The sequence below is a fragment of the Candidatus Formimonas warabiya genome, from assembly GCF_002777255.1.
Classification (GTDB): Bacteria; Bacillota; Dehalobacteriia; order Dehalobacteriales; family Dehalobacteriaceae; genus Formimonas; species Formimonas warabiya.
Map to the genome: position 1 here is coordinate 62,662 of NZ_CP017634.1, position 14,391 is coordinate 77,052.

At 45.4% G+C, this 14,391-nt stretch carries 14 protein-coding genes; 11 read left to right on the plus strand and 3 right to left on the minus strand.

What is annotated here, in order from left to right:
• Positions 1-4 precede the first annotated feature (4 nt).
• The 5 genes from DCMF_RS00275 (at position 5) to DCMF_RS00290 (ending at position 6,724) form a co-directional block, all read left to right on the plus strand.
• Positions 5-763 (plus strand): hypothetical protein, encoded by a 759-nt coding sequence (locus DCMF_RS00275; RefSeq protein WP_148132575.1) that lies wholly within the window; start codon positions 5-7, stop codon positions 761-763.
• A gap of 11 nt (positions 764-774) precedes the next feature.
• The gene (locus DCMF_RS00280; RefSeq protein WP_148132576.1) at positions 775-3,843 is read left to right on the plus strand and encodes a GLUG motif-containing protein; all 3,069 of its coding nucleotides are present in this window, start codon (positions 775-777) and stop codon (positions 3,841-3,843) included.
• Between the two features lie 269 nt (positions 3,844-4,112).
• The gene (locus DCMF_RS28990) at positions 4,113-4,262 is read left to right on the plus strand and encodes a hypothetical protein (RefSeq protein ID WP_214659442.1); all 150 of its coding nucleotides are present in this window, start codon (positions 4,113-4,115) and stop codon (positions 4,260-4,262) included.
• 82 nt (positions 4,263-4,344) lie between these two features.
• Positions 4,345-5,919 carry a PocR ligand-binding domain-containing protein gene (locus tag DCMF_RS00285; RefSeq protein WP_148132577.1) on the plus strand — a complete coding sequence of 525 codons (1,575 nt, stop codon included), beginning with the start codon at positions 4,345-4,347 and terminating at the stop codon, positions 5,917-5,919.
• Positions 5,920-5,962: 43 nt separating this feature from the next.
• Positions 5,963-6,724 carry an EcsC family protein gene (locus tag DCMF_RS00290; protein ID WP_148132578.1) on the plus strand — a complete coding sequence of 254 codons (762 nt, stop codon included), beginning with the start codon at positions 5,963-5,965 and terminating at the stop codon, positions 6,722-6,724.
• A 116-nt stretch (positions 6,725-6,840) separates the two neighbouring features.
• On the opposite strand, the gene DCMF_RS00295 is transcribed toward DCMF_RS00290, so the two are convergent.
• Positions 6,841-7,794 carry a choline kinase family protein gene (locus DCMF_RS00295; protein WP_148132579.1) on the minus strand — a complete coding sequence of 318 codons (954 nt, stop codon included), beginning with the start codon at positions 7,792-7,794 and terminating at the stop codon, positions 6,841-6,843.
• A gap of 326 nt (positions 7,795-8,120) precedes the next feature.
• Here DCMF_RS00295 and hisC point away from each other — a divergent pair, with 326 nt between their 5' ends.
• Entirely contained in the window at positions 8,121-9,191 is a 1,071-nt protein-coding gene (gene hisC / locus DCMF_RS00300) for a histidinol-phosphate transaminase (protein WP_148132580.1), read from the plus strand.
• On the opposite strand, the gene DCMF_RS00305 is transcribed toward hisC, so the two are convergent.
• The gene (locus DCMF_RS00305) at positions 9,169-9,744 is read right to left on the minus strand and encodes a DUF502 domain-containing protein (RefSeq protein WP_148132581.1); all 576 of its coding nucleotides are present in this window, start codon (positions 9,742-9,744) and stop codon (positions 9,169-9,171) included. The two genes, hisC and DCMF_RS00305, sit on opposite strands and share 23 nt — an antisense overlap.
• Positions 9,745-9,941: 197 nt before the next feature.
• On the opposite strand from DCMF_RS00305, the gene DCMF_RS00310 reads away from it, so the two are divergent.
• Genes DCMF_RS00310 through DCMF_RS00330 form a run of 5 tightly spaced genes read left to right on the plus strand, consistent with a single transcriptional unit; the run spans position 9,942 to position 13,331 of the window.
• Positions 9,942-10,823: a PHP domain-containing protein gene (locus DCMF_RS00310; protein ID WP_148132582.1), complete on the plus strand. Its 882-nt coding sequence runs from the start codon at positions 9,942-9,944 to the stop codon at positions 10,821-10,823.
• Positions 10,817-11,803, plus strand: coding sequence for a 3'-5' exoribonuclease YhaM family protein (locus tag DCMF_RS00315; protein WP_148132583.1), 987 nt, complete (start codon positions 10,817-10,819; stop codon positions 11,801-11,803). Before DCMF_RS00310 ends, DCMF_RS00315 begins: the two co-directional genes overlap by 7 nt.
• 1 nt (position 11,804) lies before the next feature.
• A complete protein-coding gene (locus DCMF_RS00320; protein WP_148132584.1) occupies positions 11,805-12,563 on the plus strand; it encodes an exodeoxyribonuclease III in 759 nt (252 codons plus the stop codon).
• A gap of 38 nt (positions 12,564-12,601) precedes the next feature.
• A complete protein-coding gene (locus DCMF_RS00325; RefSeq protein ID WP_148132585.1) occupies positions 12,602-12,811 on the plus strand; it encodes a hypothetical protein in 210 nt (69 codons plus the stop codon).
• Positions 12,812-12,842: 31 nt separating this feature from the next.
• Positions 12,843-13,331 (plus strand): inorganic diphosphatase, encoded by a 489-nt coding sequence (locus tag DCMF_RS00330; protein ID WP_148132586.1) that lies wholly within the window; start codon positions 12,843-12,845, stop codon positions 13,329-13,331.
• Positions 13,332-13,459: 128 nt separating this feature from the next.
• On the opposite strand, the gene DCMF_RS00335 is transcribed toward DCMF_RS00330, so the two are convergent.
• Positions 13,460-14,362, minus strand: coding sequence for a C40 family peptidase (locus DCMF_RS00335; protein ID WP_148132587.1), 903 nt, complete (start codon positions 14,360-14,362; stop codon positions 13,460-13,462).
• Between the last annotated feature and the right edge of the window lie 29 nt (positions 14,363-14,391).

Genomic DNA, 14,391 nt, shown 5'->3' on the forward strand with positions numbered 1-14,391 from the left:
AGCAATGGGTTTTCTGAAAAACAACGGTCATAAATTTGCACTTGGTGTCCTACCCGCCATGACGATGCTGGTGTTGTTTTCTACGGTGGCTTTGGCAAGCTACATGCATCATGCTCTGCTTAATACCTATATTGCCGCTTCCGGGGCAGAATTCTATTTTACCAGTGACCTTTTGACAGATCAGACAACGGTTCCTGCCTATCAAATCACCCATGACTGGCAAACAGGCGCTGATGCAAACATCCGCTTTCAGCTCCGTAATTTTGAAAACCCTCTCCATATATCGAATAGAGAGATCTCGTACATTGTAGTGCCGGAGCCGGTGGGTGCAAGTATCAGCGGAACTATTCCCCCGGGCGGATCTGAGGGACAAATAGTTACGATATCTGTGCCTTCACCGGCCAATCCCAACATGCCTTTGGAAGTGACGGTGACGGCAACCGCTACCTCACCTTACTCAAAAACCCTCCAGGGAAAGTTTATTATCACCCCGGCTATATCTTATCAAATGGCGGAAAACGCAGGTTCTCCTGTCGCTGTTCTAACTATTAACTTGGCCCCAAATACGGAATTTAACCGGGATGTGATGATTACCTGGCCGGAAGGAGCCAACCCTGACATGACCAATCCCATCGTCATCGGCAGGACAATAGAAGAGAGAACTCTGACAACTTCCCTTAATACGGCGGCTATCTATGAACTGGTTTTCTTTAAGAATCATCCGGAAGATGATTATGGGGGCGTAACGGTGACAGGACTTTAAGGAGCACTATTATGCATAATAAAGTAATCAAAAAAAACAGATTAATCATGGGGCTGCTATTTGGGATATTTTTTCTCTGTACCTTTTTGGCTTTTTTGCTTTTTGAAGCCAACGTGGCCTCTGCGGTAAGTCCGGAATGGACTGGGGGAATTGCGGCAAACTTTGCCGGCGGTACAGGAACTGAAAACGATCCCTATTTAATCAGCACCGGGGAGCAGCTGGCCTATTTTTCCCAGCGGGTTAATGCCGGGATAACCTATGCCGGTAGTTTTATCCAGCTGACCCAGGACATTCTTCTCAACAGTATGAATGCTGACGGTACCTTTGTATCCGCCTCGCCAAGACAGTTTACAAAAATCGGCAGCAATTTGAGGAAGTTTCAAGGGCAATTTAATGGAGCAGGCTATGAAATAATCGGCTTGTATATCGATAAACCAAATGAAAGCTACCAGGGACTGTTTGGCTATGCCGACACAGGTAGTATGATTCGGAACGTAAGCATATCGGGAAGGATATCCGGAAAATCTCAAACAGGATGTGTGGCCGGCTATACAAATGGAGGAATCAGCAACTGCACAACAAACTGTGCGGTAATATCCAGCGGTGGCGGGAAGAACTATACAGGAGGCGTAACCGGGGAGGCCGGGGCGGGCAGCAAAATAATCGACTGCACTGTTTCAAGGGCTGTATCAGGGTACACTTATGTGGGCGGCGTGGCTGGTAAAACAGAGGGTGAGATAACGAGATGCAGTGTCAATGGTACGGTAACAGGCTCTTATGATTACGTGGGCGGCATTGCCGGATATGCCGGTACCGGCAGCAAAATAATTGACTGTACTGTTTCAGAAGACATATCGGGAAATAATATGTATGTGGGCGGCGTGGCCGGTAAAACTGAGGGAGAGATATCAGGATGCAGCGTTAGCGCTACCATCACAGCACCTAATAATAGCTACATCGGAGGTATCGCAGGATATGCAGCCGGTATCGGCAGCAAAATAACCGACTGCACTGTTTCAGTAATTGTAAATGAAGCAAATGGCGGAGGCTATGTGGGCGGCGTGGCTGGCAGAACTGACGGAGAGATAAGGGGATGTACCGCCAGTGTTACAGTGACAGGACCTAATAGTTATATCGGAGGTATCGCTGGATATGCTTACGGGGCGGGCAGCAAAATCAGCGAATGCACCGTTTCAGGAACTGTAACAGCAGCAAGCGGTTTCGGTTATGTGGGCGGCGTGGTCGGTAAAACAGACGGAGTAATAACGGAGTGCACTAGCGATTGCACGGTAACAGGTTTAGGCCAACATAACGTGGGAGGCGTAGCAGGATATGCCGGCACTGAAAGTGTTATAAGCAATTGTTCATCTGCTGGGGATGTATCGGGAATAGCTGAGATAGGCGGCGTGGTGGGTTACACGGATGGCGTCGTTACAATTTGCATCAATACCGGCACTGTGAACGGGAGTAACGGTCACACAGGAGGTGTGGTCGGGGCGGCGGGCGGAAACAGCACTGTTAGCAATAGTTTTAATTCAGGAGCAATTGATGGGGGGAACGGTCAAGGCGGAGTAGGCGGAATAGTAGGCTATGCTAACCCGGATTTTACCATATACCATAACTTAAGTGTAGGTACAGTGGAGGGTAATCAATTGGTGGGGGGCGTTGTCGGCAATGGCAATGCCATTCATAATGATAACGCCTGGAATAACTATTATCTAGATTACGAAGGTGCTCCGGATGGAACAAACAGCGGTGATGTCCTGAATAATGACGGCGCTTTACCCATCGGGGATATGACATGGGAAGAAGTCTACGATCGTTTGGACGATGATGAGGGCGAGGGAGTATGGTCCCAGGATATGGATGATAATGGGATTCCAAAGCCGGAAGTTACTGTTGCTGAGGGTGAAATAGTAAGCTCAAAAATAAAAGAAGGCAAATATTATACAGCAGCATTTCCTGAGGCTACTTCGATCACTATCACTTCAGACAGCGTTTTTACTGGAGCCTTTAACGTGCACTATAATGAGGCCTGTAACCTGGCAACCCAAACCATTGGTTTGATGAATGGGGAGACGGTAGTAACACTGCCGGCCGGCACCTCAATTATTATGCTGGTTGATGGTGCTTACTATTATAAAAACATGGAAACTGCTTTAGGAACAAGGCTCCCCTTGAATGAGTTTTATCATATGGGCAGTGGGACGTTAAAATATGCTCCTGCAGAATCAATTCCGGCTGGAGCTACGAAGGAATACTTATTTATCTTTGATTTTTCCAAAACTGCTGGTGGTATTGCAGCTGGTACTTACCATATTAAGCTTTTGCCTGCACATGGTACTTTTTCGGGTACTATGCCCACTGTCGCCGTTGCAGGAAAGAACGCCTACACGCTCACAGCTAGCAGCGGGACAGATAGGTTTACGGTTAGCCTGGGGAGAGTCTTAGCTCCCGGTTATGATTTTAAGACAGATGGAAAAATATCTGCTTTTGAATTCTGTTTGGTAAATGATGAGGCAGTAGTACCACTGCCAGTCGGAACAAAGATTAATGGCAACCTAATTTTTGCAGCCCTACCATATGTCTTTATTACAGCTGCTTTTGAAGATAATATAAACATTTCATTAGACATGTCAGATTGTGCAGTTCCTCTTCCGCCAGGGAATTATACAGTGCAGGTTAAAGCATATGCTTGTTCAAATGTCATGTATCCCCGGAACGGTTATGTGCTGCATAGCGGCACGGCAGATGTTGCATTAACAGCACCAATACAGTATGCCATTAAGGCAAGTGCGGAAACGAGGGTTTTTGACCAGACCTCATCTCCCATTCCAGTAGAATTTAATATCCAAACGCTAGGCGCAGAAAGAGTCAAGGTAACTTTGCAGCGCAAATATGGCATGGTTTACGCCAATATTCAGGATCAGGTGAATCAGCCGGTAACGATTACGGATGGGATCGCTATCTTGAATATACCTGCCGGCTACGGAAAAGGAACATACCGCTTTGTGCTTAATCTCTGCGATGACAATGGCACAGAGAAGGCACAGGCAGCACAAAGTATGATCATAAAATAAATCATTTAACCGCAGGGCGGTTTGTTTTTTTGTAGGAATTTGTAATGGAAAACCCTTGCGTAAAGGGCTTTTCTGTACTTGTCAGGAAGTATAAAAATTTATAGGTAACAAGTATAAGTGCAACTAAGGCTTCCGCCGGCGCAGAGGTTTGGCGCAAGCCAAGTTTTCTAATAAAAATATTTTTAATAGGATTAAGCGGAAGAAGGAAAACATATCCTGATAGCGAATGATAATGAAGAGATCCAAAATCAGGAAGGGGGCTTTTTACAATGATGCTTAGCTGTGATAAGTGCGGAAAAGAAGTGGCCAGTGAAGATGTTTATGATGTAAATGGTCAAAAGCTTTGTGAGAGTTGTGCCATTGGGAGCAGCAGCCAAAAGAGTCCTTCCAAACCTTGCGGACCGGGGTCCGGTGCCTAAATAACAGGCCAGCCTTTTCAGGCCGGCTTTTTTTATTATTCCTCAGAGGGTGGACGTGGAGAAAAGAATGGAGGAGTAAAGTATGAAGTACACTTTTTCCAAAATTGTAGACATTCCCAAGATCCAAGCGCTGATGGAAGAGTTTTATTTAGCTACCGGGATCCCCTGCGGTATCATTGATACTGACGCCAACATCTTGGTATCTGTGGCCTGGCAGGATATTTGCACCAAATTTCACCGGAAAAATGCCCAAGCGCTTTCATTATGCCATGAAAGCGATATGTTTATTAAGGATCATTTAAATTCCGGCCAGCCCTATGTTTGTTATGAATGTCCCCTTGGATTAATTGAGGCGGCTGCTCCGATTATGATTGACGGAGAACACCTGGCCACTATTTTCCAGGGGCAATTTTTTTTCCGGGCTCCGGACATCAAACGCTTTTATTTGCAGGCCCGGTTGTATGGCTTTGATGAAAAGGATTACCTGGCCGCTTTAGAAAAAGTACCATTTTTGACCCCGGAAAAGCTGTATGCCATCATGGGCTTCTTTCGCCAGCTTGCTGAGTTATTGGCTTATATGGGATTTGCCAATCTCAAACTTTTGGAATCAAAGGAAAAGGTCGTGCAGGAAAGTGAGGACAGGTTAAAGACGATCATTAATAATTCTCCCTGTGTGGCGATTCAAAGTTATGATCTGGAGGGAAAGGTCCTGTTTTGGAACCAAGCCTCGGAGAAAATGTTTGGGTGGACGGAAAAAGAAACCGTGGGAAGAACTCTCCGTGAAATTATGCGTGATGAAAACAATGAAAAAGAGTTTCAGGACATCCTTCAGGCGTGCGGAAAATCAGAAAACACCTATGGACCCTTTGTCTGGAACATAACGAATAAAAACGGCATCGAAAAGAGCTTTCTTTCTACCGCGTTCCCCATCCATTATGACAACGAAAAAACGGAATTCATCCGCATGAATGTGGACATTACCGAACAGAAACAGATGGAACAAGAGTTTATCCGGTTTGATCAGCTAAACTTGATCGGAGAAATGGCTGCCAGTATCGGGCATGAGGTGCGGAATCCCATGACTACGGTACGGGGGTTTTTACAGCTGCTTCTCGGCAAAGATGATTGCCGTACTTATCATGAATATTTCCACTTAATGATTGAAGAACTTGACCGGGCTAATGCCATCATTACGGAATTTCTCTCTTTAGCGAAAAGTAAAGCCGTAAAATTAGAGATGAAGAGTTTAAACGCCATTATTGCCGCTCCCCTGATTGATGCCAATTCCTTGTTATATGGGCAAAATTTCCGCTGGGAATTAGGAGAAATACCTCATTTAGCCCTGGACGAGAACGAAATACGCCAGTTAATTTTAAATCTTACCCAAAACGGGATTGAGGCCATGTCCCCGGGGAAAAGCCTTACCATCTCCACTTTCAAAGAAAGCGCTGAAGTGGTTTTATCGGTGCAGGATGAAGGGAAGGGGATCAGAGCGGATCTGCTGGATAAATTGGGCCGGCCTTTTCTGAGTACCAAGGAGCACGGGACAGGACTGGGGTTAGCCGTCTGCTACAGTATTGCCGCCAGGCATCATGCCCGAATCACCGTAGAATCTTCGCCGGAGGGAACGACTTTTTTTGTCAGATTTAAGGTATAATACTTGGTAAGGTTTTCTTATTTCAGAGCAAAGCGGGGATAACGTGGATAGTTATACGGAAAAAGCCGTTCAGGAGTTAAAACAATGGCAGCGAAAAATGACCAGGAAACCGTCCCTCACGGGGCGTTTGTCTAAAGGCTGGCAGAATAAGGTCAACAATATCATTCCCGAAAAAGTGCATGCGGTGTTGACGAACGCCATCAAACATATGGTCCGGGCGGTATTAATCGGTTCGGAATTTATCACAAAAAGCCCCCTCACCGAGGAAATGTCCTTCGAAGCAAGGGAGGCCCTCATCCAGGATAAAATTAATTTTTATAAAAAGGCGGCTGCGGCGGAAGGAGCAGGAACGGGAGCCGGGGGTATATTTTTAGGATTGGCCGATTTTCCCTTGCTCTTAAGCATCAAAATAAAATTCCTATTTGATGCGGCCGGTCTATATGGGTTTGATGTGAGAGATGTCAAAGAGCGCCTATATATTCTGTACATTTTCCAGCTGGCTTTTTCCAGCGAAAAAAGACGAGGGGAAGTATACCACCATATTTTGCACTGGGATGAATGGGTGAAGACCCTTCCGGCCAGTGTGGACAACATTGACTGGCGCCTTTTTCAGCAGGAATACCGGGATTATATTGATTTGGCCAAAATGCTGCAATTGGTTCCCGGAATCGGCGCTTTTGTGGGGGCTTATGCCAATTACCACTTACTGGATAAGTTGGGGGTAACGGCGATGAATTGCTACCGGATGCGCCTTCTATTGAAAAATGATGAAGAAAAAGGAGATCCCTTGTATCCTAAGGAGTGAGCCCTATAAATAAAAGCGGCCTAAAGGCCGCTCTATTATGGATATAAGCAAATAAGGTGAATGGATTTATCAGGTTTATCCGGTACCCCGGTTCCTGAAAAGCCCTTTGGGCTTTTTTATTTTGTGATCGCTTTAATCGCTTTGTCTAAAGAACCATCTTCAATTTGGGCAAGGGCCCTGTTAAAACGGTTTAATCCGTATGGCCAGTATTCGTCGTAAGGCTTGCCGTTGTCGATTTGCAGCACAGACCATAAGGCCCAAAGGTAATCACAGAGATATTTATTAATCACGACACGGCCGTAATTCTCTTCAGAAATTTCTCCCCCATAGTATTCGCTTAAGAAAACGTTTTCTTCTTCTTTACTGAGGCTGTTCTCTAAAGATAAAGCGGCCAAGTCAAAATTGGCATCATTCATACCGGCATATTCCCAGTCGATGAGATAAAGCTTGTCCTCACCAACGACCCAGTTTTCCGGCAGGGTATCATTGTGGCAAGGTTTTTCCTCATAAGGATTTTTTTCGTAAGCAGCTTTAATCTCCAAATATTTTCCCCAACAGGTATCATTTGGCTCATAGGTAACCAATTTTTTCGATTCAACTAAAGCGGCATAATTTTCTACTTCTTGAATCAGGTCAAATTTTGAAGCCAATTTTTGACCGCAAGTATGGTAAGCTTTAATCACCTTAGCTGTTTCGATGAGCCAATGAGTCCCATCATGAAAATCAGGGATGTGCAGCGTTTTTCCGTCAATATAGCCGGCGACCTGGTCCCCGGTAACATCGTTGTGATAATAAATGGGACAGTTGATCCCCAGATCGGCCATGAGCAAGGCGTTGTGATGTTCTGCCGGCCGGTTAATAAACTGGGAGGTTCCGGCGCCGGCCACCCGGATGGCATAAGCCACATTGTCAATGGTCACTTTGTAGTTAGAATTGGTTAAACCTCCGGGCAACGGTTCAATGCTTTGAATCCTTTTTTCGTCAAAGTAGGGGATGCTGCTGATCATTTTGTATATATATCCAATATGATCTAATCTGATTTCGGAATCAATAATCACTTTTTCTTCCATCTGCTTAATCTCCTTTTTCAAATTAAAGTTTGTGGATCGCTCATATCATGAAGGGAATATTGATACGATGATGATAAACTTAGACAGCCCCTCCTTGGTCGATATTTGTATATAAATGTCGAAGCCCAATCTAGTTTATAATAGGTAGGTGTTTGAATCAAGTTCAATTTTTTGTTCAATTTGTTTGATTTATTGTTCGGCATCCCAAAGAGATTTTTCATGGAGAAGGCTTGGGGACATTTTTGTCGAAATAGAAAAATGATCAAAAAGAAAGGCAAAAGAGGAATTGTCTCTGACAATTCGCCAGGGAAAGGAAGGAATGTTTGTTGAGTAAATATTGGAGCAGGATTGCCCAATCGATGGAACCATATATTCCAGGTGAACAGCCCAAAGATAAAAAGTATATTAAATTGAATACCAACGAAAATCCTTACCCGCCGTCCCCCAAAGTGCTGGAGTCCCTCCGGGCGGCTGCGGACCCCAGTCTCAGGCTTTATCCCGATCCCACCTGCGACGAATTACGGACGCAGATAGGCCGCTTTTATTCTCTGAGGAAAGAAAATGTTTTTCTGGGCAACGGGTCCGATGAAGTGCTGGCTTTTTGTTTTTTGGCTTTTTTTAATCCGGAAAAACCGATCCTTTTTCCCGACGTAACCTATAGTTTTTATCCTGTTTATGCCCAGCTTTTCAAAATTAACTATGAATCGGTGCCTTTGGATGATCACTTTTCCCTTCCCGTAGAGAGGTTTCTCACCAAAAACGGGGGAGTTATCTTTCCTAACCCCAATGCTCCCACGGGAAAATATCTCTCCTTGGATCATGTGAAAACTATTCTTGTGCACAATCCGGACAGTGTGGTGATTATCGATGAGGCGTATATCGATTTTGGCGGAGCATCAGCGGTGTCTTTGATGAGGGATTTTCCTAATTTGTTAGTGGTGCAGACCTTTTCCAAATCCCGCTCTTTGGCAGGCTTACGGATCGGCTTCGCTCTGGGACATGAGGATTTAATCGCAGGATTGGATCGGGTGAAAAATTCTTTTAATTCCTATACCTTAGACCGCCTCGCTTTGATTGGGGCCCGGGAAGCGATCAAGGATGAAGCCTATTTTCATGAGACCAGAAATAAAATCATCCAAACCAGGGAAAAAGTGTCTGCGCATTTAAGAAAACTGGGTTTTCAGGTGGTACCGTCCCAAGCAAACTTTATTTTTGCCACCCATGCCCAGGTGAAAGCAAATGCCTTATTCCAGCACCTGAGGGACAGGGGGGTGCTGGTGAGATATTTTAACAAGCCCAGGATCGATAACTACCTGCGCATTACCATCGGTACCGATGCGGAAATGGCTGCCTTTTTACAAAAAGCGGCAGAAATTATATCTTTTCTTGGCTCTTAACCAGGCCGGCAGAAGCGATAAACTTGATGGCATCTTCCACGGACATATCCAGCACGGTGACCATTTCTTTGGGTACCAGGACCAGGTTCCCCGCCCACTGCATGGATTGCATCAGGTAAACCGAAACATAACCGTCTAATCCGAACCTGTCCAGCTCTTCGTTGGTGATGAACCCTAATAGTTTTATGTCGGAGCTGGGGATATGGACCAGGGCCAGCTGGGAGAATCCTTTTTTGCCTTCCGTAAAAGTGGAAATGGTATCCCGTACCGTGGTATAAATAACTTTTACCAAAGGAACATTGGTAAAAACCATATCAATATAACGGAACAATTTTTTGCTGAACCAGTTTTTGGACAACATGCCTACAAGGGTAATAACGGCTACCGCTAATAAGATGCCCATCCCGGGATAGGTGGGGATGGCAAAGATTTTTAACAGGCCGGCAGCCAGGCTGTCCATGAGGGCGCCTACCTTATATACGATAAAAACCGTAATGCCTACCGGAGTAATCAATAATAATCCCCGTAAAAAGAATTTAACTAATTTTTTCAAAATAATTCCTCCTTGAAGAGCTATTAGATTATTGCCAGAAAATACAAGTAATAAACTTCCCGGTAATAAAGAGTAAGGTTTTTGATGACTGGAGGGCTTGTTAATAAAATTATACAAAAGTTCTCTCTGCAAAAGAAGGTAAAAATACCCTTCATGTCAAAAAATCATAGATAAACAAAATTTTAGGAGAAGGTTTTATGTTTGCGGATCTGCATACCCATTCTTTTTATTCCGACGGCACAAATTCACCGCAAGAAATCATTAGCCTGGCAAAAGCCAGGGGTATCCGGGCCCTGTCTCTCGTGGACCATGATACCGTGCAGGGGATCCCTGATTTTCTCTCGGCAGGGGAGAAACAAGGTGTGGAAGTGATTCCCGGACTGGAAATATCCACATCCATTCAAGGGAAGCGCATTCACATTCTGGGTTATCACATAGACTGTGAAAACCCCTTTCTGGCTGAGTTTTTGTCTCACATCTCCCGGGCCCGGACGGAAAACACCAGAATGATTCTCGATAAGTTGAATCAGATGAATTGGCTGGATTATCCCTGGGAAAGGGTGAGGGAACTAAATCTGGGAAGAGCATGGGTGCACAGCAGTCATGTTTTTCGAGCCATGATGCAGGATGGATTTTATGCCGATTGGGACCAGTGGATGGACTTTTACTACCGCTATTTCGGTAAAAGCAGCCCGGCCTATTTAGACATCGAGGGGTTTACTCCGGAGAATGCCATCGATGTGATCATCAAAGCCCAGGGCATCCCTGTTTTGGCGCATCCCAAGCTGATCGGGGATGATGAACAAATTAGGCCCCTGGTGGAACATGGGCTAAAAGGGATAGAGGTGTTTTATCCCGCCCATGATGCCGCTGATGTGATCAAATACGGAGAGATGGCCGGGAAGTATGGCCTGGTTATTACCGGAGGAACCGATTGGCACGGCAAAGGTACGGAATGGAAGGTAAATCTGGGTGACTGCGGCATCGATGCAGCGCTGTTCACCCGCTTGAAGACATTTCGGCTCCAGGAAGAAAAAACCTCAGAAAAAGGGAAGGGGAAGAAGGGTTCATCATGCTAATTAACCTATTAAAGCCGGGGGATGCTGTGTTAGGATTTTTCCTGCTCAAATCCATGGAATGTAAAACATCCAGCAATAATAAAAAGTACTTGGATTTAACCCTGGCGGATAAAACAGGGGAAATTAACGGGAAACTGTGGGATTGCACCGAAGAGGATGAAACCGGTTTCCATGAGCATATTTTGGTTAAAGTCAAAGGTCTGATCGGAGAATGGCAGAACAGGCTGCAGTTGAAGATTGAAAAAATTAGGCCGGCTGGTCCTCAGGACGAGGTGAGCATGGAAGATTTTATCCCTACGGCGCCGGAGAGTTCCGAACAGATGTACGGTGTGGTTTTGCGCTACGTGGAAGAAATAAAAAACAAAGATATTCAGAAAATTGTCTCCCGCATCATCGCGGAGAAAAAAGACAGGCTGCTGTTTTATCCTGCGGCCAAGCAAAACCACCATGCCGTTAAAGCCGGACTGCTCTATCACATTAAGACCATGCTGGTGGTGGCTGAGAAGCTTAGCACCGTATATCCCTGGATTAACCGGGATTTGCTCTATGGGGGAATTATCCTGCACGATATGGGGAAAATTGATGAAATGGCAGCGGGTGAAATCGGCTTAATTGTTGATTATACCGTAGAAGGGCAGCTGCTGGGCCATATTGTTCAGGGTATTAAAGAAATTGATCAGATCGCCAAAGAAGAAGGCGTTGACGAAGAAGTATCCCTGCTCCTGCAGCATATGCTTCTGTCCCATCATTATGAGCCGGAATTTGGCAGCCCGAAAAGACCGATGATCCCGGAAGCAGAACTGCTTCATTATATCGACATGATTGATGCCAGAATGTTTGATATGAAGAATGCTCTGGAAAATACGACTCAGGGTCAATTTTCTGAACGGGTGTGGGTGCTGCACAATAGAAAATTATACAAAACGTCTTTTCATCCTCCGGAGGGAGGAGATTTTGAGCACGCGGAGAGGAGGGGCTAGGTTGAAAATAGTTTCATGGAATGTGAATGGACTGAGAGCGGTGCAAAAAAACGGTTTCCTGGATTGGGTGCAGAAAGAACAACCGGATATTTTATGCTTGCAGGAAACCAAAATACAAGAGGATCAACTGACAGAAGAACTGAAAGGGATCCCCGGCTATCAGGCTTATTTTTCTTTTGCCCAGCGTAAGGGCTACAGCGGAGTAGCTACTTATGTGAAAGAAGAACCCTTATTTGTGCGGTATGGCATTGATGACCCTAAATTTGACGGAGAGGGCAGGATCCTGATCACGGGGTATGCCGATTTTACCCTGTTCAATATTTACTTCCCCAACGGACAAAAGGATGATCAGCGTCTCAACTATAAGATGGAATTTTATGACGCCGTGCTTGCCTATTGTGATCAACTGGTCAGTCAGGGGTCAAAGCTAATTATCTGCGGGGATTACAATACGGCCCATCAGGAGATTGACCTGAAAAACCCCAAATCCAATGAAAAAAGGTCCGGTTTTTTGCCGGAAGAGCGGGCCTGGATGGATAAGTTTAGCGCCCACGGTTATATCGATACCTTCCGGTGGTTTTATCCGGACCTGGTGAAATACTCCTGGTGGAGCTACCGGTTTAACGCCCGGGAAAAGGGTGTGGGATGGAGAATTGACTACCATTTCGTTTCCCAGAATCTGATCGAGAAAATTAAAAAGGCGGACATTCTGGATGATGTTATGGGCTCCGACCACTGTCCGGTGATCATTGAATTATAGCACTTGTTTGAAGAAGCCTGATTAGGAGGGGGAATTTTGTGACACAATATAAAGCAAGATTTGATGCCTGCTACGGACGGTTTAAAAACGATCTGGAGCGGAATGCCGCCCGGTTGAAGGTGAAGCTGATTTATGCCGAAATGCAGAAAAGAAAGCAGGTCCTGGAAGAAGAATTGAAAGAGATTGAAAAGATAGAAGGGGCGGAACAAAAAAGATTTACGGAGACCTTTATGGATATTTTGGAGTAGCTTCAAAAGAAGATACAGGAGGTTTAAAGGTATGGAAGGGACTGTAAAGGCATTTATCGAGATCCCCAAAGGGAGCAACAACAAATATGAGTATGATAAAGAAAAGGGAGAATTTGTCCTGGACCGGGTATTATACTCCCCCCTGCATTATCCCGGAGATTACGGATTTATTCCGGAGACACTGGCGGATGACGGTGATCCGGTGGACGTGCTGGTTTTGGTTACCAATCCCACTTTCCCGGGCTGTACCATGCGGGTAAAGCCCATTGGAGCCCTTCTGATGGCAGACGACAAAGGCGAGGATATTAAAGTGCTTTGCGTGCCTGTGGCCGACCCCAGAATGTCCCAGTTTACCGACCTGGATGCCCTGCCTGCCCACACCTTGAAAGAGGTGGAATATTTCTTTTCCATTTACAAGGACCTAGAAGAAAAACAGGTCATTACCAGGGGCTGGAAAGATGTTTCCTTTGCGTGGCAGGTAATTGAGAAAGGAAAAAAGGCCTATCCCCGGGCCAAATAACACCTAAGACAAAAATAGGATGGATATCCAAAATAAAAAGAGTCAACTGATGATGAGTTGACTCTTTTTTGTCCCGTTATTCTTCTCCCTATCCCGGTAACCGGGCCCCGAAAAAAGGCTTGTCCTTTTTAAAACACTCTTCTTGCCGTTACGTAACGGCTCTCATAATATTCTTCCGAAAGAGCCGAGATGATTACGCCCTTGGAAGTTGTGCTGGCATGGATAAAATCACCGTCCCCAATATAGATGCCCACGTGGGAAATTCCCCTGCCGGAAGTCTTAAAGAAGACGAGATCGCCGGGAATCAGGTCCCGCTGTTTCACCCGGTCTCCTTCATCGGCCTGGTCAGCTGAACTATGGGGCAGGTCAATCTCAAAATGACTGAATACAAAACGGATAAAACCGGAGCAGTCAAAGGAATCCGGTCCTGATGCCGCATAGGAATAGGGATATCCTAAAAACTCTTCCGCATAATCAATAATTTCAGCGGCAAGATCGTCCGCCTCGGCTTCTTCAGGATCATTGCCATTGTTATCATTATCGTCATGGGTTCGGTCGTCTTTCCGGGAGGCCAAGGATTGATTTTGCTTGGAAACAGGAATGAGCAAGGTCTGTCCGATCTGGAGGGCGTTGGGATTCACCGTCTTATTTGCGGCAATAATGTCCGCAATCGCTACCCCTTCCGTTCGGGCGATACTGGTAAAGGTATCACGCGCTTTTACTACATATTTCTCATATTGTGTTCCGTCCGCCGCCCCTTCATTATTTTTTGCCGGCGGTGTAGATAGATTGTTATTTTTACCGGGTATGAGAAGGGTTTGTCCAATCTGCAATTTATCGGGATTAGACAATTTATTATAATTAACGATATCTTGGACTGTCACATGATAGATAGAAGCAATTCCGGATAAGGTTTCGCTGGCTTTCACAACGTGGACAACATTTGCGTTCTGGGTGGGGTTTGCGGCCAAAGCCGGACTCGAAAAGGCCAGGGGAATGAAAATTGCGGCAATAATTGCGAATTTGCGCACTTCAGCTCCTCCAAATCATCTTTTGTTAG

Coding starts and splice junctions, on each gene's coding strand:
- DCMF_RS00330 (WP_148132586.1), top strand. CDS start 12,843: ATGGAAGGGACTGTAAAGGCATTTATCGAGATCCCCAAAGGGAGCAAC.
- DCMF_RS00280 (WP_148132576.1), top strand. CDS start 775: ATGCATAATAAAGTAATCAAAAAAAACAGATTAATCATGGGGCTGCTA.
- DCMF_RS00310 (WP_148132582.1), top strand. CDS start 9,942: ATGTTTGCGGATCTGCATACCCATTCTTTTTATTCCGACGGCACAAAT.
- DCMF_RS00285 (WP_148132577.1), top strand. CDS start 4,345: ATGAAGTACACTTTTTCCAAAATTGTAGACATTCCCAAGATCCAAGCG.
- DCMF_RS00295 (WP_148132579.1), bottom strand. CDS start 7,794: ATGGAAGAAAAAGTGATTATTGATTCCGAAATCAGATTAGATCATATT.
- DCMF_RS00275 (WP_148132575.1), top strand. CDS start 5: ATGGGTTTTCTGAAAAACAACGGTCATAAATTTGCACTTGGTGTCCTA.
- DCMF_RS00315 (WP_148132583.1), top strand. CDS start 10,817: ATGCTAATTAACCTATTAAAGCCGGGGGATGCTGTGTTAGGATTTTTC.
- DCMF_RS28990 (WP_214659442.1), top strand. CDS start 4,113: ATGATGCTTAGCTGTGATAAGTGCGGAAAAGAAGTGGCCAGTGAAGAT.